The organism is bacterium, from assembly GCA_030697645.1.
In the GTDB taxonomy this organism is placed as follows: Bacteria; Patescibacteriota; Minisyncoccia; order Phycocordibacterales; family VMGT01; genus JAUYPI01.
Window position 1 is genome coordinate 46,105 of record JAUYPI010000008.1, and the last position, 23,273, is coordinate 69,377.

20 protein-coding genes, 2 tRNA genes and 1 riboswitch are annotated in these 23,273 nt (G+C 54.2%); of the genes, 17 read left to right on the top strand and 5 right to left on the bottom strand.

The window, feature by feature from the left end:
* The first annotated feature begins 134 nt into the window (after positions 1-134).
* The 8 genes from Q8R39_02270 (at position 135) to Q8R39_02305 (ending at position 8,182) form a co-directional block, all read left to right on the top strand.
* Positions 135-341: a cold shock domain-containing protein gene (locus Q8R39_02270; protein MDP3735233.1), complete on the top strand. Its 207-nt coding sequence runs from the start codon at positions 135-137 to the stop codon at positions 339-341.
* 122 nt (positions 342-463) lie between these two features.
* A tRNA-Gln gene (locus Q8R39_02275) sits at positions 464-537 on the top strand.
* A 235-nt stretch (positions 538-772) separates the two neighbouring features.
* Positions 773-898, top strand: a riboswitch (SAM riboswitch).
* Positions 899-985: 87 nt separating this feature from the next.
* On the top strand, positions 986-2,404 hold the full coding sequence (locus Q8R39_02280; GenBank protein ID MDP3735234.1) for an AAA family ATPase: 1,419 nt from the start codon (positions 986-988) through the stop codon (positions 2,402-2,404).
* A 483-nt stretch (positions 2,405-2,887) separates the two neighbouring features.
* Complete coding sequence (locus Q8R39_02285; protein MDP3735235.1) at positions 2,888-4,336, top strand: hypothetical protein; 1,449 nt, start codon at positions 2,888-2,890, stop codon at positions 4,334-4,336.
* A gap of 56 nt (positions 4,337-4,392) precedes the next feature.
* Positions 4,393-5,562 (top strand): methionine adenosyltransferase domain-containing protein, encoded by a 1,170-nt coding sequence (locus Q8R39_02290; GenBank protein MDP3735236.1) that lies wholly within the window; start codon positions 4,393-4,395, stop codon positions 5,560-5,562.
* A gap of 238 nt (positions 5,563-5,800) precedes the next feature.
* The gene (locus tag Q8R39_02295; protein MDP3735237.1) at positions 5,801-6,175 is read left to right on the top strand and encodes a hypothetical protein; all 375 of its coding nucleotides are present in this window, start codon (positions 5,801-5,803) and stop codon (positions 6,173-6,175) included.
* A 200-nt stretch (positions 6,176-6,375) separates the two neighbouring features.
* Positions 6,376-6,720, top strand: coding sequence for a hypothetical protein (locus Q8R39_02300; protein MDP3735238.1), 345 nt, complete (start codon positions 6,376-6,378; stop codon positions 6,718-6,720).
* An 823-nt stretch (positions 6,721-7,543) separates the two neighbouring features.
* Complete coding sequence (locus Q8R39_02305; protein MDP3735239.1) at positions 7,544-8,182, top strand: GDSL-type esterase/lipase family protein; 639 nt, start codon at positions 7,544-7,546, stop codon at positions 8,180-8,182.
* Positions 8,183-8,254: 72 nt separating this feature from the next.
* Here Q8R39_02305 and Q8R39_02310 read toward each other — a convergent pair whose 3' ends face one another.
* The 4 genes from Q8R39_02310 to Q8R39_02325 all read right to left on the bottom strand — a co-directional run bounded on the left by Q8R39_02310 (position 8,255) and on the right by Q8R39_02325 (position 12,274).
* Positions 8,255-9,538, bottom strand: a complete 1,284-nt coding sequence (locus Q8R39_02310; GenBank protein ID MDP3735240.1) for a trypsin-like peptidase domain-containing protein — start codon at positions 9,536-9,538, stop codon at positions 8,255-8,257.
* Between the two features lie 155 nt (positions 9,539-9,693).
* The gene (locus Q8R39_02315) at positions 9,694-10,506 is read right to left on the bottom strand and encodes an NAD(P)-dependent oxidoreductase (protein MDP3735241.1); all 813 of its coding nucleotides are present in this window, start codon (positions 10,504-10,506) and stop codon (positions 9,694-9,696) included.
* 96 nt (positions 10,507-10,602) lie between these two features.
* On the bottom strand, positions 10,603-11,193 hold the full coding sequence (locus tag Q8R39_02320) for an ElyC/SanA/YdcF family protein (GenBank protein ID MDP3735242.1): 591 nt from the start codon (positions 11,191-11,193) through the stop codon (positions 10,603-10,605).
* A 55-nt stretch (positions 11,194-11,248) separates the two neighbouring features.
* Complete coding sequence (locus tag Q8R39_02325; protein MDP3735243.1) at positions 11,249-12,274, bottom strand: hypothetical protein; 1,026 nt, start codon at positions 12,272-12,274, stop codon at positions 11,249-11,251.
* Positions 12,275-12,465: 191 nt separating this feature from the next.
* On the opposite strand from Q8R39_02325, the gene Q8R39_02330 reads away from it, so the two are divergent.
* Together Q8R39_02330 and Q8R39_02335 are read left to right on the top strand one after the other, a co-directional pair.
* The gene (locus Q8R39_02330; protein ID MDP3735244.1) at positions 12,466-14,907 is read left to right on the top strand and encodes a tetratricopeptide repeat protein; all 2,442 of its coding nucleotides are present in this window, start codon (positions 12,466-12,468) and stop codon (positions 14,905-14,907) included.
* 213 nt (positions 14,908-15,120) lie between these two features.
* Positions 15,121-16,797, top strand: coding sequence for a lipid II flippase MurJ (locus Q8R39_02335; GenBank protein ID MDP3735245.1), 1,677 nt, complete (start codon positions 15,121-15,123; stop codon positions 16,795-16,797).
* A gap of 251 nt (positions 16,798-17,048) precedes the next feature.
* On the opposite strand, the gene Q8R39_02340 is transcribed toward Q8R39_02335, so the two are convergent.
* A tRNA-Met gene (locus Q8R39_02340) sits at positions 17,049-17,122 on the bottom strand.
* A 560-nt stretch (positions 17,123-17,682) separates the two neighbouring features.
* Here Q8R39_02340 and Q8R39_02345 point away from each other — a divergent pair.
* The 7 genes from Q8R39_02345 (at position 17,683) to Q8R39_02375 (ending at position 23,024) form a co-directional block, all read left to right on the top strand.
* Positions 17,683-18,195, top strand: coding sequence for a DUF192 domain-containing protein (locus Q8R39_02345; GenBank protein MDP3735246.1), 513 nt, complete (start codon positions 17,683-17,685; stop codon positions 18,193-18,195).
* Positions 18,196-18,388: 193 nt separating this feature from the next.
* Complete coding sequence (locus Q8R39_02350; GenBank protein ID MDP3735247.1) at positions 18,389-18,730, top strand: hypothetical protein; 342 nt, start codon at positions 18,389-18,391, stop codon at positions 18,728-18,730.
* A 3-nt stretch (positions 18,731-18,733) separates the two neighbouring features.
* Entirely contained in the window at positions 18,734-18,907 is a 174-nt protein-coding gene (locus Q8R39_02355; protein ID MDP3735248.1) for a hypothetical protein, read from the top strand.
* A 27-nt stretch (positions 18,908-18,934) separates the two neighbouring features.
* Positions 18,935-19,186, top strand: a complete 252-nt coding sequence (locus Q8R39_02360) for a hypothetical protein (GenBank protein ID MDP3735249.1) — start codon at positions 18,935-18,937, stop codon at positions 19,184-19,186.
* 91 nt (positions 19,187-19,277) lie between these two features.
* The gene (locus Q8R39_02365) at positions 19,278-20,102 is read left to right on the top strand and encodes an A/G-specific adenine glycosylase (protein ID MDP3735250.1); all 825 of its coding nucleotides are present in this window, start codon (positions 19,278-19,280) and stop codon (positions 20,100-20,102) included.
* A gap of 248 nt (positions 20,103-20,350) precedes the next feature.
* Entirely contained in the window at positions 20,351-21,721 is a 1,371-nt protein-coding gene (locus Q8R39_02370) for a lyase family protein (GenBank protein MDP3735251.1), read from the top strand.
* A gap of 19 nt (positions 21,722-21,740) precedes the next feature.
* Positions 21,741-23,024, top strand: coding sequence for a phosphoribosylaminoimidazolesuccinocarboxamide synthase (locus tag Q8R39_02375; GenBank protein MDP3735252.1), 1,284 nt, complete (start codon positions 21,741-21,743; stop codon positions 23,022-23,024).
* Positions 23,025-23,273 lie beyond the last annotated feature (249 nt).

A 23,273-nucleotide genomic window follows, 5' to 3' on the forward strand; every position in this document is an offset into this window, starting at 1 on the left:
TTTTTGCGATGATTGACAGGCTGTTCCATGAATGTTACTTTTATAGACAGCGATCAGTGCTGATGAGGTGTGGTTCGAGCTTCTGTTGCAGCCATTGTATTTGATATATTATTCGCAAAATTTTTTACGCTATCATGCAAGAAGGAACAATCGCCCGCCTCATTGCGGGCAAAGGCTTCGGCTTTATAAAGTGCGAAGGCCAAGAAAGGGATCTCTTTTTCCACTCGAACGAACTTGTGGGTGTACGGTTCGACGAACTTCACGAAGGTGACAAGGTGACATTTGAAATCGCCGACAGTCCGAAAGGGCCGAACGCGATTAGGGTAAACAAGGTATCCTAAGGGCTCATCCACTAATCGCTGCGGGACATCCGATGTCCCGCAGCGATAGTGCTATCTCGCATTCCGAACCGCAGTCTTGATGTGCTATAGTACAAGCGCGCATGCATGCGCGCTTTCTATTTTGCCGGGTCGTCTAAAGGTAGGACAATTGCCTCTGGAGCAATTTATCTTGGTTCGAGTCCAAGCCCGGCAGCCAGTGTGGAGAAGCGGCGGCGAGAGCCGCTTTTTGGCTTGCTATAGAGCCAGATTTTGTAGGTTCGAACCATGGCTGTTGGGCCTAAACCGCGATACGTGACTCTTTACTGAGGCAATGCACATATAGGATTTTTTTGAAAAATAGCGGTTCGAAAGCGTAGAGACGGTGGTAGACGAGAAACCATTGACTTAGGTGTGCGGTTATGTATACTAGAACGAGGTTAACAACTACATATGGTGTATCCAGAGTACGGAGATGCGAAGGGTAATGGCCCAATGCTCCGTCCGCAACCTGTTCGCCGAGTGGCGAAAAAGGTGCGAACTCCATCCTTCAGACTTCCTGTTTGAAGGAAAGATACGTTCTAAAATTGGATGTCTGGATACACCGCCTTCGTGGGCGGTGTATTTGTTTGGTAGAAGGTCCTTGACAATACTATAAGGAACAACGCATGGTACAAAAACATAGTACGGCCGAACCAAGCATCCTTCAGTTGCTTGGAATCGTTGGATACGACTCAGTTGAGTCGGTAGTCATCGCCGCGCTCGCGACGGAAGCTCCGCTGCTCATTATCGGCCCACACGGGACTGCAAAATCATTGCTGCTGAATTTGCTCGCGGAGGCACTTCGTCTTGAACATCGCCATTATAATGCAGCGATGATCAATTTCGACGACCTCATCGGGTTTCCGTATCCGAACGAAAGCAAGACTGGCCTTGAGTATATACCAACGAAAGGCTCTATATGGGGAGTAGAGTCTGTGTTTATTGACGAAATATCACGCACTCGCGTTGATATGCAAAACCGGCTGTTCCCAATCATCCACGAGAAGATGATCCAAGGCATTCCGCTTTCGGGTCTTCGTTTCAGATGGGCGGCCATGAACCCTCCACGAAAGGACGAGGAAGAAGAGCGCGGGTGGACGTACGAAGGCTCGGAGCCACTTGATGTGGCGTTGGCGGACCGATTTCCGTTTATTCTTTCACTTCCGTCTTTTGCAGCGTTTTCCGAGAGCCACAAGCTCGCGGTCATTCGCGGCCAGCCGGAAGTGGAAGCTGCAAAAGTTGGCACTCTGCTCTCTCAGCGAATTAACCTCGCGAGAGTTGCGGCAGGGGAAGTAAGGAAAACTTTGAGCGAGAGTATCGGCTCCTATGTCCTTGCCATTCATGCGCTTCTTGAAAAGATGAAACGGCCAATATCACCGAGACGCGCCCGCATGCTCCACGATGCCATTGTTGGGGTTATCGCGGCGGAATCGGTTGCCGGTCGCCACGATTCAAAGTCCGCGACATTCATGGCGCTTACGAACGCCTTACCGCATCCCGCGTACGGCGAGGTTATAGATGCGTTAGAATTACTCACGGCCCATAACCAGGCGTGGAAATTAGCCGAAATTCCTGCAACGGATCCAAGGCGACTCATCTTTGCCGAACCCAATCCGGTGAAGCGGGTGGCGTTGGGATTATCACTCTCGATTCCGGATTTGGATATGTCGATCCTAGTGCAGGACGCGTACGCCTCGCTTGAGGCAGTTGAGCGCATCTGCTTTGGGGTTGCGCTCTATCCTATAGTGAGTACCACGAAAAATCTGACAGCCGTTGCGTTCGAGGCTCTAGCCGACGAATGGTTCGAGGTTGAGAATCAATCGGCGCGCAGACATCAAGTGGCGAGCGGGTCGAAACGGCATCGGCAGTGGCAAAAACTGGTCGATTGGATCAGTGAGCAGACGACGAACACCTTAGAAGAAAGTGTGAAAGTTAATATCGCACTTGTCCTCTTTGAGCGGGAAGTCGAGTTTGAACCGGAAATCGTCGCACTGACCTTCAACAAGTTTAACGAGTTATTCCCCTGGAGAAAGGAAAACGTATGAGAGAAATCGCCCGTGCGCTGCACAACATGAGCTCATCTTCACGCTCAACCGCGTATGTCAAACCGCGTCGAGTCGAATCACCCCCGACTCTGGCCCATGGAGCAAGCGTAAGAAGTAATAGAGGTGTGACGATCTCGCTCCGCACGTCCGCTGATGAAGAGAGTTTTCTCAAAGGGCTTCATGACGAGATTCTCTTAGGCGCACTATGCACGACCATTGAGGAGGATTTGAGAGACATTGCCAACAGGACTGTTATCGAACACGGCCTCATTGGTTGCGTTCTGGTGCATCTTTACTCTGGCACATTGAGTAAAGCGACCTCATTGAGGTCATTAACGTGCCCCAAACTGAAACTAGCTCTCTTATCGAAAAGTTCAGATCGTTTGTTTGTGGCATCAAAAACGCCAAATCTTTCGATCAGCTTGCTTTACCGAGAGCTGGTTACCTTCGATTCACGGATCGTAGCGCTACAGGAGAAACTACATGAAGAGACCGGAGCATAACGAGGATGCCGGGAATGCGCTCCGCGGACGCATTCTTGCGGCTTTCCCGGCAGGTCACTACGCGCTTGACGCATTCTTTCGCCTCACTGACATCGTTGTCACAGACCGCGTGGATACGGCAGCGGTAGAGTGTGTTGCGGCACCACGGATGCTCGTCAATGGGCAGTTCGTCTCAAAACACTGCGCCACCGATGAACACCTCTTCATGCTTATCCTGCATGAACTTCACCACGTGCTCATGGGGCATACCACTCTGTTCAAGCGAACAACAGTGCTCGATAACATCGCTTTTGACGCTGTGATAAATGCAATTCTCTCACAGCTCTTCAGAGAACCGATGTACTACTCGTTCTTCCAAAAGCTGTACAAGCCGGACAGATTACCGGATGCACTGCTTCGGCCGCCCGACGGTTGGCCGAAGGAATGGGACATCCCGATGAGTCTTCCGAAACCCGTATCAGAAATGATCCGAGTACTCTATTCGGAGGCAAGCGGTACCTACAAGGAGGTCTACGACCTCTTCAAGAAAGACACCGCGCTCAAAGAACACCTTGCCGGTGCAGGCATACCGCTTGACGGGAGAGGCCAAGATGGAACGTTGGGTACGGGGGGCGATGCTCAGTGCCCTCTTTTAGGGGATCATTCTCCTGAAGGAATAGTTGGACGAGGCGAGTCGGCCGCGAACAGCCCGGCCCTGGAGGGGGCTGTCCGCTCAATCGTTGAGAAGTGGCCAATGCCGCCGGATCCCATACGCGGCAGAAGCTCTGGCAGAGAACTCAGGGAGATCCTGCTTGAGAAGGTGAAAACTCCGCCTACGGCACAGAGGATCCTGGAGCGACTCATCAGGAAGATGGTTGAAGAGGGCCCTGCCGGCGGCGTGACGCGATATACGCTTCAAGACGTGGATCGAACGATCGAGCATCCCCTGCCGACACTACGCGATCGGCGGGCGCTTGTGGCCGCCAGTTTCGGCTGGCAACCGCTCGTGTATCGAACCTCACTTGAAATAAGACGGCGACGTAAGGAACGAGGTATCACGTCGGTCTACGTTGATGTAAGTGGGAGCGTGGCTCGGTATCGATCACTTATGGCTTCTCTTGTGAAGCCGTATGTTCTGAGAAAACGTGCTCGGCTCTTCGTATTCAGCGAAGTGGTGGATGCGGTCACCCCCGACGCGCTCAAGCGCGGCATATACAAAACAACGGACGGCACGGATGCTGTCTGTATTTGGAAACACGCGAGTGAAAATGGCTTCAGAAAGATTGTCGTGCTCACTGACGGGTATGTCGGCAAGCCACCTCGGTATTGGTCTCATGAGCTATCAAAGAACGGCGTTCGAATATGTGTGGCGCTGGTCGCTGACGGCTATATGTGTGATCTTGAAGACATTGCCGATGAGATCATAGAGTTACCACTGGAGTTAACCTGAGAAGCAGAAGGTGAGACATTCGCTCGCGCATGCTTCACCCATAGAGAGGAAGAAGAATGAAAACGTATGGAGAATGGGTATTCCCTGGGCATCCCGATAAGCTGTCCGACCGCATAGCGGATTCGATTGTTGATGAGGCGCTCATCGACGACCCCGATGCGCTCGTCGGTATCGAAGTTGCTGTACACCGAAATAAGGTCTTCATCGATGGTCGAATCGCGTGTCCACATGCAGAGACATTCGACTGTTCCGAGATTGCGCGAAGGGTATTTCGCGAAAGCGGGTACAGTTCGGTATTTCTGCCTGATCCCACAAGACTCTCGATAGACACCGATCTGTGCGTTGGTGACTTTCGTGAAGATGAACGGCGCATTCGCTCTATCTCCGACGATCAAAACATCGTCACGGGATATGCGGAACTAAATCCGGACACCAACTTTCTCCCGATCGCGCACTTTGTCGCTTATACAATCGCGCGAGAGTTTTGTGATCAGAGGAAGGAAAACATCCGGATCGGTCCTGACGGCAAGGTACTTGTAGTGATTGAAAGTGAAGGGCGGTCATCTGGAGTGCGGACAGAGTATCGTCTCGAGGCGGTGAGTTTTTCGGTTCACCATCAGTCCGAACTCAACACTATAGAGATCGTGAAAACCGCCAAGCAGGTTCTTGAATGTGCTATGGTTAAACTCCCTTCGGTACACACCAGGTGGAACGGCGGAAGCGGGAAGACGGAGGTTATTGTCAACGGCGCAGGAGACTTTGCGGTTGGCGGACCTGAAGGAGATAACGGTCTTGCCGGCAAGAAGCTTGTCGTAGATGCATACGGGCCGCACATTCCGATTGGGGGAGGAGCACTATCCGGTAAAGATCCCCACAAGATCGATCGGGCGATGGCGCTTCGTGCCAGGCAAATTGCAAAGCATATCGTCATCTCCGGAGTCGCCGAGCGTGCCTTGGTCTGGCTCGCGTTCGTGCCAGGTGAGCGGGAACCACGGTGGAAGAACATCACGCTTTTTAAGGAGGGTGCCGACGGATCGGCGCGAATGTGGCCAATGGATGCGGTGCTGTCTCGTCGATGGCTGGCCGGCTATGATCTGACCATCGAGGGTACCTTTCGAGACTTGCGCTTAGACGCGGTATGGTGGTCTGAATTTGCCGCGTGGGGACACTTCACAAACCCCAATGCTTCATGGGAGAGGTGGTTTCCGGGGAGAACCTCGGTGTAGTCTCCACAGGTGGCCTCACAGAGCAGATGCACTGGTAAAAATCCGTGCTCACTGCGGCCACGAATCGCCGAGAAAAATAAGATAGTTCTTTATTACCTCGAGTTCGGAGAGTTCCTGCTTTAAACTCTCCTCTGTTTCGGGGTGCGTATCTCGACTGATGAGCCACAATAACGAAACAGGAAATGTGTTTTTGGGCAAACCGGCTCTATACGAGCTCCTAGGAAGAGACAGGTGACATATGAGTGTGGAACGACGAGGCAAACCTATGTTTCGAGTGGAAAAATTCCTTCCGAACGAGTGTCCGAAATGTAGGCATCATTTTCTGAAGGAAGGAGAAGACTATGTCCGATTATTTGGAGACATCATAGACGGTCGTAAGATTCTGCGGGAAACAACGGGGTACGACATTATCATCTGTGATAAGTGCAAGAATTGTACTGCCCGGGTGATGATCGAAGCATACCACGTTTCCGATCGAACCAAAGCGGAGGCTCTCTTCCGAGAAGGATTTATCAATCTGCAACCGGTTGAATCTTTCGGGAGTCATATTGAGGATGCGCACGAAATTTTTACCGAGATACCGGGGCTTCGAGTGAGGTCTCTGAAACTCTAAAGAGTTCGCGCCATTCAGTCACAAAAGGTCGTAAAATCTCAAAGCGCCTGACCAGCGCTTTTTTCTTTTTTGACCTCTCACTATAAACAAAAATTGTACATGCAGGTTAGACGTTATTTTCCATGCTCAATAGCTCCTCCAACTGCTCCATAGTATACTGCGGATATACAATGATTTTTCATTAATCTCGGTCAATAACTATGGGCTCATTACGAACTCCGGAAGGAAAGGAGAGGTACGAGGAATATTTGTCTCTTGCCGATCTATCGGCCTGCCCGCTTTGTGGGAAGGAGTCGATAGAGACTTTCCAGTTTTGGAAGGTTACTGAAAATTCTTTCCCGTACGATCTGATTGCCAAGGTGCACCATATGCTGGTGCCAAAACGGCATGCTGTTGAAAACGAGCTGACGCCGGAGGAGTTGGGTGAGTTGGCAGTGATTAAGGAATCGTTCGTGCACCAGCACTACGAATGGATAGTTGAACCGACGCACCCTAGTAAATCAATCCCGAGCCACTTCCATCTCCACCTCATTGTGGGGAAATAGCTCCATTAGAATTTTCCGCGACCTCGCGCAGGCGAGGGAGGGTCTATTTTGGTTACGTTTCCGTCTCATTCCCCCCGTTTTTTATACACCAATGCAGATGGAAAAGAAGCTTGACTCTCATCATAACAACAGCAAACCAGCGCTCGGAGCGAAGCGCTGGTTTCGTTTGGGGAAAAGGCTCACGCCGGAAATTGCCTCTATTCTATAGGCAGCTTCCACTTATACGGCGTCATGCGACGCAACCATACATTGAGCTTTTATAGCCTCCCCGGTATCTTTTATATCTTTGTAAGCACACTCCAGCCGCACGCAGTACCACTGCCACATCAGGTAGAGTATCAGACTCCCATATTCTAAAGAAAGCGGCTCGGGAACAGAAACGCTGCCAGTGCGTACACCATACCTCTTCGTGCGATGCGGCAAAATAGGACTGCTCCAACAGCTCAACAAATAGATGCCAAGAGGCACGCTTGTGGGCGTCAAAGAAAAAATGTGCCCGAGATTTCACCAAAGTTTCCACCTCTCTGTCTTCAGGAATGACAATCCACCTCAGCGAAAATTCCTGCACCACCCTTCTGCCACGGACGTAAAAAACTACAGGCAGTACTGCGGGCAATACCGGGTATCGCTCCGCTACGCAACGGCAGATACCAAATCTCAATTCCCGTATCGATCCCATGACACACCTCTAGGTAAGCGAGACCCCATGGAACAATATCGGTTATTCTCTAAAATGAGACTAGCACATATGCATGGCGCTGGAAAGCGTTTGAGGTTAAGGGTGTCTTTTGTCAGGAAATTTTCGTGGTACCATAATGACTGTATGAAAAAGACGCCTCTGGCTCTTGGTACTTTTGCTTTTGTTCTGCTTTTCATAATCGGCTCTATTTTTTCTCTCCTGTGGTTCTTTAAACCTGGGCCGGAAATCCGCAATTATCCTTCGGCAGGGAAAGATATTATTGCATTTGGGGACAGTTTGGTGGAAGGGATCGGCTCGACCGCGGGCGGGGGTTTTGTACCTATTCTCTCGGAACGGATCGGGCGCAGGATTGTGAATCTCGGCCGCTCCGGGGACACAACGGCTTCCGGTCTTGCTCGTGTGGAGGAAATTTTCCGCTACGACCCTCAAGTGGTCATACTCGTTCTCGGTGGCAATGACTTTTTGCGGAAAATAGCCCAAGAGACCACGTTCGCCAACCTTGAGCGCATCATAGAGCGTGTCCAGGAAAAGGGCGCCATAGTGTTATTGCTCGGTGTTAAGGGCACGCTTCTCGGCGATAAGGCGGAGTCATATTTCAAGGAACTCTCGGAGCGTCGAGGCACTGCGTATGTGCCCAATATTCTAGACGGTATTTTTGGGAAGCCGGGTTTGATGTATGACAGCATTCATCCGAATGATGCGGGCTATACGCGTATCGCGGACAGACTATACCCGGAACTTAAAAAACTTATAGATAGTTGAACGCCTTCTCGGATATTGTCGAGGTGGGGATAGCGTTGTTGCTCGAAGTTTTGCGGCTGGTTCCGTGTCGATTCACTCCGGCAGAGCCTCGAGGGTGACTCGGACGATTTTTTCTTCGCCGCGGTGGAGAATGACAAGCGTGACGCTCTCGCCGACGTTTTTGCGCCGAATCGCCGAGGCGAGCGAGTGATTCTCGTCGAGCTTGACGCCGTCAATTGTGAGAATGATGTCGTTTTCGACGATGCCGGCTTTGTCCGCAGGGGAGCCGGGCATCACCGCAAGCTCCTCGCGGCCCTCGCCTCGTCCGACAAGCGCGCCGTAATCTACCGTGAGATTATTCGCTTGCTTGATGCGCTCGGTTATCATCGTGTAACGCACGCCAAGGTACGGCCGCACGATCTTTCCGGTCGTCTTCACCGACTCGACGACGCTTGCGACCGTGTTTGAAGGAAGGGCAAAACCGATATTCTCCGAGCCCTGCGCGACGGCGACGTTGACGCCGATGACCAAACCGCCAAGGTTGAGCAGGGGGCCTCCGGAGTTGCCTGGGTTGATCGCGGCGTCGGTCTGGATCACTTCCTCAAGGAGCTCGAAGCGGCCTCGGGAGTCACCGGCGACAATCGAGCGCGCGAGACCCGAGATGACGCCGACTGAGACGGTGTTGCGAAACTCGCCGAGCGCGTTTCCGATCGCGATCACCTTCTGGCCGACGTCGAGCACCGCGGAGTCGCCAAAGGATAGGGCAGGGAATGAGCCGCCGCCCTTGAGACGAATCACAGCGATGTCGAGCATCGGGTCTTTTGCCACGACCTCGACGTCGTATTTTTTGCCGTCGTTGGTGAAGGCGGTATAGGAGGCGTTTGTGTCCTCGACTACGTGGCGGTTCGTCACGGCAAGCCCGTCCGTCCCGATGATGAAGCCCGAGCCGCTCCCGATATCCCTGCGCTCGGTTCCGCGCTCGCGCAAACGCGGCATCTGGAAGCCGCCCCCGAAGTTATCGCCGAAGAAATCAAAAAACGGATCCTCTTCAAAGTATTGCTCAATAATGGGAACATCTTTGCTGACCACGATCGAGATCACCGCAGGAGACGCGCGTTTGACGGCGCTGATCACACGTTCTTCTTCGCTCTGGAGCGCTTTGGCAAAACCGCTACGCTCGACTGGGGCCCCACTCGTTGAAGTTGCGGTCGCGTCGCCATCTTCGCCACCTGCTTCTTCGAGGATCTCCGACGCGAAGTAGTTAAAAATTGCGCCCCGGTTAAGATAAACGTATCCGCCGAGCGCCGCGAGGACGATTCCGAGCACCAAGGCACTCGTCGCAGCGCTCACGAGAATGGTTTTTTTGTAGTAGGACATACTCACTGCCTTTTATGCGTGGATTATATACCGGCCTTTTTGTTGCTCGCAAGTCAAAACAGAGGTCGCCCCAGCGTGAATATTTTTATACAGCAGCCCCGCGTGCATGCACGCGGGGCTTAATAATGTAGCGGGGTTCTACGTTCATGTCGGCGTTACCGAAAAGGACAGCTCGTGCCATCCTGGGGTTTATAGCCAAGCGTGCGCTCGGCGTCCGAGATGTTGAACGGGTTGCAGGCGTTGTCGGAGACGGTGAAGAATGTCGAGAATGACCGGAGGTTCTTCGCCGAAAGGCATCGCTCAATAAACTGAACGCAATCACGGTGCGAGAGGTAAAACGGGTATTCGCTCTGAGCCGCGTTGTCGTCCGGACGGACGTTGCCGAAGCGAACGGCGATTGCAGTGAGCGCGCCGCCTGCTTCCGCTGCCGCCGCGCGGGCTGCTTCCTCCATCCAGACTTTCGTTGCGCCGTAGAGCCCTGAGGCCGCGGGGCCATCCGAGACCCTGATTTTGGTTTTGCGGTGGAAAGCGCCGTGTCGGTCTTTCTCACGGATACTTGCCGGATACTCGTAGCCGCCGAGGTGGCCGATTGCGGCATGCACACTGCTGGCGAGGATGAGGCGTGGCACCTTATGCGTCGTCGTTGCCATGAGCACTGTCCGTACCATGCGCTCATTCATCTCGTGCGCGTCCCACGTCGCATAGTCAAGCCGACCGGGTAGGCCACCACCACCCTCGCGTATATTCCACGCAAGGTGGATGATAGCGTCTGGCTCTGTCTCTGCGACAAGCGTCTTGAAGCGCACTGCTTCATGCACGAGGTTGAGCGCTATGCATTGCTCGTCGTCTTTGCCGAGCCTAGCCCCATAATATTCAGAATCAACACCAACAATCTCGTATCGGGTCGTGAGCCCGCGCACGAGGACTCTCCCGATCGTTCCTGCTGAACCGGTGATAATGATTCGCATACTCCTATTCCTTTCCGCCATTCTAGCATGTTTCGGCCGGCACCATTGTTGGTGCCGCCCGAAACTCTGGCTCCGCGATGGCCGTACTTCTACGGGCTACTTGCTGCGCGCACGCCGTATACTCGCGATAGTACACAGCCCTTCGCAGAGGAGCTTGGCGAGCTCTTTTGGCAGCTCTTTTGCAAGAGAGCGCCAGGAAAGTTTCGTACGGGCCATGGAGACACGGATCGGCCGGTGAAAAATGATGAACGCAGCAAGCCATACGCGTGGCGCGTGCCACCACGAGGTCACGATCCGAACGCGTATGCTTTTTTCGCCGCCCCACCGTAAGCGTCTGTCCCACCGCTCCACTTGTCTGATCGCGAGAAGCTCCGTGCGGGTGTTGTTGCCTTTCGGATTTTTTATGATCTGGAGCGGCTCCCACGCGCGATTGATCAGCCACCGCTCGGCGAGATCTGCGAGTGTTTGCTCGCCGAACGGCTCGCCATAGCGATGCGGTATGGCGGCCCCGAGCAGGATCCAGACGCTATCACGCCTATCGCCAATTTTCTTCGCGAGCCGGAATGCTTTTTCGCATCGGCTCCCTCCCTCCGGATCCGGTACTGGAATTTCTCTGTCTCGCCCAAACGCCATTGGTACGATAAACCAGCGCTTCTGTGCCACGCGCACTTCCTTCACTGTTTGCATCTACTACCCTCCAGGGAAGACATTTGCCAAGGAACAACCCGTGTCAATCGAATCATTAAATTTTATCTGCGTCAAATTTCAAAACAACGAGCGTCCGGTCGTGGGAGTAGAGAGCGCCGTTTTCGTGCGCTTTTTCCTCACTGAAGTGATGGAGTTCTTTTTTTAGATTGTGGGGCCAGCGGCGGAAAAGGTCGATGAATTCTGGGAGGTCGAAGTAACGCTCGAAGCCATCGGTATAGAGAAAGACAAGGTCGCCTGGCGCGACTCTGAGCGTGCCGGTGTTAAGGTAGGGCTCCGCGGCGTCCTCGCCAGTCGCGACGCCGTAGCCGATGAGTTCGCCTTTCGGCCCCAAGCCGTTGCGGTAGAGGCGGCGGAGTTCTTTTTTGCGCTCTTCTTCCGGCCGTGATTCCCAGTCTTTGGGAAAGCAGCGGCGCTCGGGAGTACTCGGCCAGCATTCGGGAGAGCGGAATTTGAGGGAGCCATGTGAGTCGTAGTGCGCGACAAAGCTGTCGCAAATTGAGGCCCAGTAAAGTAACCGTTTACTGTTTCCTGATCGGTGGACATCGGATGTCCACCGACGTGGCGGTGCGAGAATCGCAAAAGCAGCCGTCGTGGTGAAGAGATCTTTTCCCCAGTAGTCGAGCGCGCCGGGGACTCTACCTCGGGAGTGATTGTACTCGCTCACGGCTGCATTTCCAGCGCGAAAGATGGCGGGGAGGTCGCTTGTGCTAAAATGTTTATATCGCCGCCGCGCGCTCTTGAGCGCGTCCATACAAAAGAGGCGGGCCGCACGAGCGGCTCCGGAGGGCAGGGGATAGGTGCCGTCCGGATTGAACTCAAGCGTCACTCCGTCGGCAACCACAAAAATCGGGCGGCGCGGGTCGGCGAGCAGGAAGTCTTCATTCGGGTGCGCGAGCGCCTCGAGTCGGTCGAGATTATGGTGAAGTTTCTCCTCGATAAAGTGATCGAGCGCGTGCGCAAGCGGAGCAAAGAAGCGCGTTACGCTCCGGTGCTCTCGTATGAACGAAGCGACAGCGTTCGCGGGGAGCGGGGCGCGAAAGGTAATGATACGATAGCGCATGAACCTTATCGTATCAGGCGGCCGCTTCATTTTTTCTTGTCAGACAGCATATAAAGCCTTGCGTCAAGTGTTTTTTCTTTTTGTGGTTGTGCACTATACTTAATACTTATGAGTAATAATGAGTCCAGCAGTGTGCAACGAGCAACTTTTTCTTGGTAACTGTTTGCCGCTGACCGAGACAGTTTTTATTTATGTCAGACGACACAGGAGAAAATTTCTCTTCACTAGAGAGCGATAGCGGGGCGCAGTCTCACAGAAAACGAGATGGCTTTTTGTCGCGCCTACCATTTTGGTCTCTGGTGGGGCTTACGTTTCTGCTGCCGGTTTTTTTCCTCCCCTCGCCCGCGTCCCACTTTCAGCTCACGAAGGTAGTCCTGCTCGCGGTGTTTGTTGTCGGAGCATTGGTCATGTGGATTGTGGGGCGTCTCCGCACCGCGGAGGTGACCCTCCCCCGCGTTCTATTCTTCTATGCGCTGCTCTTCCTTCCGATTGTCTCGCTCCTTTCAGCCGTTTGGGCGCGTTCATTCAGTACCGCGCTTTTTGGCGGTGGGTTTGAGACGGATACGGTCGCGTTCCTCCTGCTATGCGCGCTGTTTACATTGGTCACCGCGGTCTCCGTGCGTACCCGCGAACACGCCATTAAAATCTATGCAGCGCTGCTCGCTTCGTTTTTTGTCGTCGCGCTCTTTCAGATGGCTCGACTCTCCTTCGGGTTTGATACGCTCGCTTTCAGCGGCACGTTTACGACGAGCATTGCGAATCTTATCGGCAAATGGAATGATCTCGGCATTTTTTTTGGGCTCATCGCGATCCTCACGCTCACATCGCTCGAGTTTCTGACCGTGCGTCCGTTGGTCCGCGTCCTGCTCTCGATCCTGCTTGCGTTCGCGCTGTTTCTGCTTGCGGTGGTGAATTTCCTTGCGGTCTGGACCGTGCTCGGTGCTCTTGCAATCGTTTTCGCCGTGTACCGATTTTCACTGAGGCGCGGCGTCCGCAGAGCCGCGCGAGCGAGCGAGGGTAAGAGCGAGGCGCCCCGACTTGCGGACATTCGCCGCGAGCTGCCGATCGCGACACTTGCGGTACTTGTGGTAGCATCGGTCTTTATCTTTACCGGAAATATGGACGATAACCGGCTCGGCTCGGCGATCTCATCCGCGTTCAAGGTCGTGCACCTTGAGGCACGGCCGTCCTGGACCTCAACGCTCGCTGTTGCGCGGCAGACGCTCCTGGCGCACCCGATACTCGGCGTCGGGCCGAACCACTTCCTCGCCGAGTGGCACAGGCTTAAGCCCGAAGGCATCAACAGCACTCCATTCTGGGCCGTCGACTTCTCGCTTGGTGTTGGACTTCTGCCGACGATGCTGATTACCACCGGGCTCCTCGGCGCTGCCGTGCTTCTCACTGTGCTTATCGGATTTTGCTACCATGGTTTTCGAGCTCTCTTTGTGCTGCGCGAGGATCCTCTCGGTTTCTATCTCCTGGTTTCATCCTTTGTCGGCGCGCTTTACGGCTGGATCATTCTCGTGATCTATGTGCCAAGCCCGCCGACGGTCGCGCTCACATTCCTTTTCACCGGACTTTTTCTTGCGGTACTTGTGTCTGAGAAGATGCTCGGGGAGCGCACGATCAGTTTTTTGAGCCCGAGGGCGAGCCTCGTAGGCGCAACGATACTGGTCTCACTCGGGATTGTCAGTCTCGTTGGCGTTGGTGCCTATGCAAAACGTGCTCTCGCGATGTACTACTATCAACGGGCGACGATCGTCCGTGCCGCCGGTGCGGGCGTTGAGGAAACTGACGCACCCCTCACTCGTGCCCGAAAAATTCACGCTTTTACGATCATAGATCGCGCTCGCGCGCAGCTCGGGCTTGCGGCGCTCTCGGAGCTCCTCGCTCGTGAAGAGATCAATACCGACGCGGGGAGAGAGGCATTTCGCGCGACGCTCGGCACTACTATAGACCGCGCGCGCGCGGCTATGGAGCGCAATGAATACGAATACCAGAACTGGCTTGTGCTCGGCGATGTCTATACGAGCATTGTGCCGCTCAAGATTGAAGGTGCGTACGGGCAGGCGAAGGATGCCTATGATCGGGCTCGTGCCCTGAATCCGACACATCCGGCGATCCTCCTTGCTCTAGCGCGGCTCGAGGCGGCACGAGGGGAAAACGGCTCGGCGCGGGATCTCGTCAAGGATGCGCTCAATATGAAAAATAATTACTCAGAAGCCATCTTTTTCCTCTCGCAACTCGATATCGCCGCAGGCAATCTCGACGAGGCTCTCAAGAGCGTCGAATCCGCCTCACTCCTTGAGCCGAACAACCCCCTTATCTTCTTCCAACTCGGGCTTCTGCGCTACAATGGAGAATCATGGGATAACGCGATTGCCGCCTTCGAGCGTGCGGTCTTGCTCAATGACGTGTATGCAAATGCGCGCTACTTCCTTGGCCTCTCGTATGCAAGAGTGGGCCGCACCGCCGACGCCCTTACGCAGTTTGAGGTCGTCGCGCGGTACAATCCGGACAACGCGGAAGTGAAAACGGTTGTGGCCAATTTGCGTGCGGGCCGCGAACCGTTCGCGGGTGCCGACGTTAAGCCGCCGGAGGAGCGGGAGGAGCTGCCGATTGCGGAAGAGTAAAGGTTCACGAATTTCCAATTTCCAAATTCACAATTTCCAAATAATTTCCAAAACTTCAAGTTCCAATTTCCAAACACGACGCGGCTACTCGTAATGGTAGTGGTGTTTGGGATTTAATTTTTTGGAATTTGAGATTTGTTTGGAAATTGGTTACTTGGAAATTGGAAATTTAGATACTCGGTGGTGTTTGAATTCTCCAACGGGCAACCACGTATGGTTCGCAAACTGTTTTCATTTTTGTCTCGAGAAACGAGCGGCCTTCACTCGGCCGCTCTTCTTTTGGCCGGCTCGGCACTGGCCTCGCAGCTCCTCGGCCTTCTGCGCGACCGACTCCTCGCGCATACCTTCGGCGCAAGTACCGAGCTTGACCTCTACTTTGCGGCATTCAGGATCCCGGATTTGATTTTCGTCGGCTTCACCTCGCTCGTTTCACTCTCGGTCCTGATCCCCGTGCTTGCACGGGTGCTTGAGCGCGGCTCGGAGGAGGCACGGCGTTTTCTTGACAGCATGTTTACGGTCTTTCTCGTCGCGATGCTCCTCGTGTGCACTCTGGCTTATCTTGCGCTGCCGGCACTCGTGCGGATTTTCTTCAGCGGCTTCCCCACGGAGCTCGCGGCGCGCGAGCTCGTAGAGCTCTCGCGCATGCTCCTACTCTCACCGCTTCTCCTTGGCATCTCGAGCCTCTTTGCGGGCATCACACAGACGCACCGCGTGTTTATGCTCTATGCGCTCTCGCCGCTTTTCTATAATGTCGGCATTATCTGCGGCGTGCTGTTTTTGTATCCTATCTACGGTCTCGGAGGGCTTGGCGCTGGCGTTATTCTGGGGGCCTTGTTCCATGCATCGATCCAGCTACCGTTTCTCCTGCGGCGCGGCTTACTGCCGCGCCTTACTCTGCGGCCGGCGTTTAGGAACGTGCGCCGCGTATTCGTGCTTTCGCTTCCACGCTCGCTCGCGCTCTCAGCGCAGCAGATCGCCATGCTCGTTCTCGTCTCTCTTGCGACACGTCTCTCCCAAGGCTCGGTTGCTGCCCTCTCGCTTAGCTTCAACCTCCAGTCCGTGCCGCTCTCTATCATCGGCGTTGCGTACGCGACTGCGGCATTCCCGACACTCGCGCGCCTTGCGGCGCGTGGCGAGCGTGAGGTGTTCCTCGAGCGAGTGGCGTCAGCGCTGCGCCACGTTATTTTTTGGTCATTGCCGGTTTTAGTTTTGTTTATTGTTCTCCGGGCGCACCTCGTGCGGCTTATCCTCGGGAGCGGGGCGTTTGATTGGGACGCCACGCGGCTCGTTGCAGCCCTGCTCGCCGCGTTCGGACTCTCAATCGTCGCGCAGTCGGTGAATATACTCTTATTACGCGCATGGTACGCTCTCGGCGAAACGTGGAAGCCGCTCATGGCCCAATTTTTTTCCGCATTTATTACGATCGCCTTTGCAATGCTCGCGGTGCGATCTTTTGAGGAACACACTGCTCTTCGTACACTCGTCGAACAGATCTTTCGAATCGAGGGAGTGCGCGGGAGCGGCACGCTTGCGCTCGCGCTCTCCTTCAGCATCGGGTCACTCGCGGGCGCTACGGCGCTCTGGATATTTTTTGAGAGGAAAGTCGGCGGGCTTTTTCGCGAGATACGCGGAAGCCTCTTTGAGAGCGCACTCGCGAGCGTCCTCCTCGGCGGCACCGTGCTTCTCATCCTACGGCTCTTTGCTGGAGCGGTCACCCTCTCGACATTCTGGGGAGTGCTCACCCACGTCGCTCTTGCCGCACTCGGCGGCGTCACTGTAGCGCTCTCGGCCCTCATCGCGCTCCGCAACCGCGAGCTTCTCGAGCTTGTGCACGCGCTCAAGAGTCGCATCCGCAGTCCCACCCCCATCGCCGTCGAGATGCGGATGTAGGTTGAGTATGCGTTACTCAAAAATGCCGCAGCGTTATAGTATGCCGACTGCAATGAAACGTATGTATAATCACAAGCGAGCGGAAAGCGAAAAGAGGACTTTTACCAAAGATGAGAAAAGATGCACTGTTCGGAAAGGTGCGAAAAGCACGGGGAACAATCCTTCACGCACTGGCAAAACAGAAGGAATGTGAAATAATCGAAGGACACGTGATGCCCGATCATGTCCACGTGCTCACTGAAATGACGTTATGGTGCCGATGGGAGGAATCGGACCTCCTTCTGAGCTTTATGAGGGCTCTGCTTTACCATTAAGCTACATCGGCGTCTTCCATTCTTCATCGCTTCTATAAGCCCTACTATGCGATATCGTAGGTATGTGTTTCGTCGTATTCGCAAAGATAGTATACCCTAGAAGTAGTTCCGACTTTCCCCCAATCACGCTATACTGTATAGGCATTATCAGCCTTAATGGCTAGGGTTGGTATAAAAGCGTACACCGTACAAACTTAATAGTCTGTGGCTTGACACGAATGGACATGTGAATGTGGAATGTGAATGGGGTCAGACAGCACTTCAGTATGTCTATGCTATAATATACTGCTTAACAAAAATATCTATACAAAAAAACTGCCTGAATATTGAGTTTACTCTTGTAGACTGATTTTGTATACCAACCGTCGCCAAAAATCCCGTCCGTCCCCGCAAGAACACGGCGGAATGGTGTGGGAGGAATTCCGCCGCGCCCGAGCGTTCCGCCGGAGCGCCTGCCCGCCGAAGCCTCGGCGCAGGCGGGAAGCGGAGGCGGTCAGTTCCCTTCAAAAAATGTTCGAGCAGAGTTGTATAATTCTACCATCTCACGAAAAATATCGCTCCAATCAAGTGTATGCTAGATAAAGGACCGGTTTTCCCACCAAAAAGACGAGTCAGGCGCTTACAGGCACTGGTCGGCACCGTACTTGTTGTGCTTGCTGCCATATTATTTATCGTTTCGCGCTATTCCGCGGGGGAAGGAGATGCTATTGCGCTTGATTTTATCCCAAAAACTGCTTATTTTGAGCGCCCAGACACCCTAATCGAGCTCGAGGTAGCAACATCAACCGAGGCACGTACCCGAGGCCTTAGTGGGCGCGAGAAGCTCGCGGAAAATAAAGCTCTGCTCATGGTGTTCCCGGAGGATGGTGCGTACGGAATCTGGATGAAAGACATGCTCTTCTCGATTGATGTGCTCTGGCTCGATTCAAAGGGCAGGATCACTGACTTTGTGGAGCGGATGGCGCCGGAGACGTATCCGCTGTCATTTGTGCCGAGCGGGAAAGTGCGCTATGTCATTGAGGCGAGCGCGGGGTTTGTCGCGGAGCACGGAATAGCCGCCGGCGACGTGGTTGTTTTTGAGTAAGCGTCAATAGTAAAAAAAAGGTTATTCTGAAATGCTCGTGCCTGACCGGCGCCCCATATTTCCGCCGCCCTCGGCTCGATCGTAGGAAGCGTGGGGGGCTACAGTTGTGTCGGCAGCGTGTTTTTATACCCGCTGCCGATTTTGTTTTTTGTGCTACACTCACTGTAGAAAAAAACTATCAATGGAGGACACGATGATGTCGACTTTGATCATTAACGGTTTTGAGTTTCCTGTCACTAATTACACGGTGACGTCACCGAGCGAGGTGCTCGTCAAACGGCTTGGTTTGGAGCGCGTTGACCTCCATCGTGCCGAGATGCCTTTTGAAACGATGTTTGGAAAGTCACGGCCGGCTCTCCGCATGTTCATTTTTTATACACGATGCGTGGTACGCGCCGGTGAGAGAGTGTGGGCACCGTTTGCCGCATGGTGCTGGGGGTTGCCGGGGTTTGGTCTGAAGATTGGTGTTGTATACCACGGGGGCAACGATATAGTGCCGTACCAGACGTTTTACCTCTGCGGCACTCTTGGTTGAACAATGGCGATACGTCTTGGAAAGACGCTCTTTCGCATGAATGATGTGCAGAACCCCACGCTCAGCGTATTTACGCTCCTTGACCAAGACCGCCGTCCTCTTGGCGATGATATTGGCGTTGACGATACGCCGATCGAGTTTTTCTGTCGCCAGTATGGCAAGGGTGATCGATTTTAGTACGCCGCAGAGTGAAGGAGGTACTTTATGCCGAATGTTATGTACACGATCGAAGCGCCAGATGGTCAGCCGACAATGGCCGAGGTAGCGCAGCTGTTGCAAGTGCAAGAGTCTGATCTCGATTCGAGCTTTAGCGTCGTCCTCATCGACCCCAAGCGTGGCCTCTACACAGTGCGCATACGTGAGCAGTCGGGTGCCCATCCCTATACGACCGGCCCGCGGCTCAAAGGTCCATTTGCCGATCCTGGCATTGCCCATTTCGGACCGTTGCAGTCCTAGGCGTTTAGTCCCGCGTACCGGGTTCCGCCGTCCAACCATTGGCGCCTCATTACGGATAGTGGGGCGCTTTTTTTGTATAATGGAGCGCGTTATGAAGCCGGACCGCATCAGAGTGTTGCGTCGCGTTGTCTGGCGTTATTATCGTCGGGCGGGGCGGGATTTGCCGTGGCGACGGACAAGAAATCCGTACCGGATTTTGGTCTCCGAAGTGATGCTCCAACAGACGCAAGCTGAACGAGTGCTGTCGAAGTATCGCGAGTTTCTCCATCGCTTCCCGACTGTTCGTGCCCTTGCCGAGGCGTCGCTCTCCGAGGTACTTCGTGCCTGGTCCGGCCTCGGGTACAACCGCCGTGCGCTTTTCCTCAAGACAGCGGCGGAAATTATTCTGGCCGAGCATGGCGGCCGCGTGCCGCGGCGCTCTGCGGCGCTCGAGCGGCTTCCGGGCGTCGGCGCGTACACGGCGCGGGCGATCCTCTGTTTTGCGTTTGACGAGCCGACGGTGTTCCTCGAGACGAACATCCGCACGGTTTTTATCCACCATTTTTTTGCTGAGCGCATCAGGCGGGGAAGTGGAGTGAGCGACCGTGAGCTCCTACCGCTCATTGGAGCGTCGCTTGATCGCCGCGATCCTCGCGAGTGGTACTTCGCGCTCATGGACTATGGCGCACATCTCAAACAAACGGTCGGGAACGTCTCGCGCGCGAGCACACAATACGCGCGGCAGAGCGCGTTTCGCGGCTCCGCGCGCGAAGCGCGCGGCCGCACGCTGAAGCTTCTTGTCGTTCGCGCGATGTCGGAGACTGAGCTCGTGCGTCTTTCGACGCTGCCGCGCGATCGGATCCGTCGCGCGCTCGCCTCGCTCGCGCGCGACGGACTCGTCGAAAAGACGGGGAAGCGCTACGCACTCACGGCGTAGCGTCGTCTGACTGCTTCCTTTTAATGAAACTGATGATGAAACTGAAAAATAAAAGATTTGCAATAACTATGCGATCGCATTATTATTGCAAATTTTTCAACTCGTTCAGAATAGACCTCTTGCATAACCCCCCCCTCGCGCGAAAATGGTTTGGCTCGCAAAAGGTGGCTAAAATAGACAGAAGTGGTAAATTACAATTGGTGCAGTGACCTTTGATAATTGCATAAGACAGGAGAACACACGTGAAAATGCGTGATGTATTCGACAGTCTCTCGCCGGCTGACTACCGGTACTGGGATAAAGAAGTGGCGAAGTATCTCTCCGAGAACGGGTTCACTCGCTACAAGCTCCTCGTGGAGCGTGCTCTCGTGAGAGCTCTCGCGCGCCGCGGACTGTGTTCCACGGAAGTTGTCCAAGAAGTTGAGACGGCTTGCGGCCAAGTAACCACCGAGGAAGTGTACGAGGAAGAAGATCGAATTCGACATGACATCCGTGCGCTCGTAAATCGTATTCTCGTCAAAGTCAGTAAAAGTGCAAAGCCGTACGTGCACATGACGGCGACTTCGTGCGATATTATTGATTCGGCGAATGCCGCTCGCTACAAAGACGTCGTCGAGCAAGTACTGGTTCCTTCGCTCACAAAACTGGAAGGAGTGCTCATCGACATCTCGCTCCGCGAAGCGGAAACGGTGCAGGTCGGCAGGACGCACGGCCAGCACGCGGTGCCGATTACGTTTGGCTTCGCGCTCGCCGAATATGTCAGTCGTCTTGGCGGGTCCATTGAAGCACTGAAAGCACTCGCCGCGAATCTTCCGGGCAAGTTTTCAGGGGCGGTTGGAGCGTACAATGCTTCCTCGCTGTTCTTCGACGACCCCGAAGGTTTCGAGGCGGAAGTGCTTGCCGAGTTGGGACTCGTGCCAGCCGAGCACTCGACGCAAATCGTGCCGCCGGAGGCACTGACACGTCTTTTCTGCGAAATTACAATCGCAGCGGGTATTCTCGCCAATTTGTCCGATGACATGCGACATCTCCAGCGGACGGAGATCGGAGAAGTGGGCGAGGAGTTTGAGGCGGCGCAAGTCGGTTCTTCAACCATGCCGCAAAAACGAAACCCTATAAACTTCGAGAACGCCAAGAGTTTATGGAAGGTGGTCCTGCCGCGAATCATAACGGTGTTCCTGGACCAGATCAGCGAACACCAGCGCGACCTAACCAACTCTGCGTCTGGGCGGACGTATGGCGAGATCATCGCATACGTCGTTTCGATGGCCAAGCGGCTCACGCGAACAATGAGCAAGCTCAAGGTTGATCGCGGGAACCTTCTGAAGAACCTCGAGATGACAAAAGGAGCAATTGTCGCCGAGCCGTTGCAGCTCATTCTTGCCGCGCAGGGACACCCCGATGCGCACGAGAAGGTGCGGACGCTTACTCTTCAAGCGGAGCGCGAGAAGCGACCGCTTGAAGAAGTGGTCGTCGGCGATGTTGAGGTGAAGGACTACCTCAAAAAGATGACGCCGTACCAACGGCAGATTCTGTCGAGTCCGTCTCTCTACACCGGCATCGCCGCCAAGAAAGCAAGAGCTGTCGCCGAGCGGTGGAAACAGAAACTCGAATTATAGACCAAAAAGGAAGGGTGAAATGGACAGTGTACGCGCAGGAAGATTAGCATCAGAAGGGAAGACGAAAAGAATTTGGGAAACAAAAGGACAGCCGTTGCACGTTGTCGTCGAGTCGAAAGATGATTTGACTGCCGGTGACGGCGCAAAGCACGATGTCATCAACGGTAAAGCGTCGCTCTCGAACCGAACGACATCGAACGTCTTCCGGCTTCTCAAAGAATGCGGACTGCCGGTGGCGTTTGTCGAGGAAATAGACGAGACACGATTTCTCGCCGAGCGCTGCGCCATGATCCCCTACGAGGTAGTGGTGAGGCGAGAAGCGCACGGTTCTTTCCTCAAACGGCATCCGGGACTTCCGAAGGGGCATATCTTTCCGCGTCTGCTCCTCGAGTTTTTTCTCAAGACGTCGGGGAGGCACTGGAAAGACATTGATCTCCCCAAAGACGACCCATTCCTACGCTTCGATGGAGACCGCGCGTCTCTCTACGTGCCGGATCAACCGATCCACCAACAGACGCCGTTCCTCACCCTCGAAGATTTTCCTCTGCGGGGGTCGTCGAAAGTCCTCGAGGAAATGGGCACGATTGCCCTCAAGGCCTTTCTCATTTTGGAGAAAGCGTGGCAGCTTGTTGGCAGACGGCTGGTGGACTTCAAGGTGGAGTTCGGACGAAACGTATGCAACGACCTACGACTCGCGGACGTGATTGACAACGACTCGTGGCGGGTACTCGACGGCGGGGGACATCTTGACAAGCAGCTCTACCGCTGTGGCAGCGACCTTGATACCGTTGCTGCGAAGTATCGTCTGGTGGCAGACCTAACAGAAAATTTCGGACTGCCGCGTCAGAGGCTCATCCTCTGGAGAGCGTCACAGTCTGATGGCCTGAAGCCATTCGGGGAAGCACTCGTTTCGTATGGAGCCCAAGGCGTCTGTGGGGTGCATGTCGTGACATGCTCGCTCCATAAAGAGCCCGTGCGGGCGTATGAAGAAATCGGACGCCTCATCCAGGAAGTTCCCGATTCTGTTGTGATAGCATACTGCGGGAGAAGCAACGGTGCCGGCCCGACACTTTCAGCACAGGCGATCGTTCCGGTAATTACGGTTCCGGCAACATGGCGGGAGTTTCCCGAAGACGTATGGTCGTCGCTCCGGACGCCAAGCGAAACACCGGTTGCGACGGTCCTTGATCCGAGGAACGCAGTTCTTTTGGCGCTTCAAATTCTTGCAATGCGGAATCCGCGGCTCTACGCCGAACTTCGCCTGAGGCAGGAGGAGCGTCTTTGTAATATCGTCAAGCTCTAACGAGCTCGCGAAGGGCGTTGCCAGAGTGGTGACGCCCTTTTTGCCATTCCGCGAGCAAATATTTTTTACGAAATTGCCAACACCGACATCCGACGTCACACCACGACGAAGCTCCAATTTCCAACCAACAATTTCCAAACAAATTCCAATGATTCAAATTTCAATTTCCAAACACGACGTGCGTGTTTGAGATTTGATGCATTGGAATTTGAAATTTGTTTGGAGCTTGTTGGTTGGAGCTTGGAATTT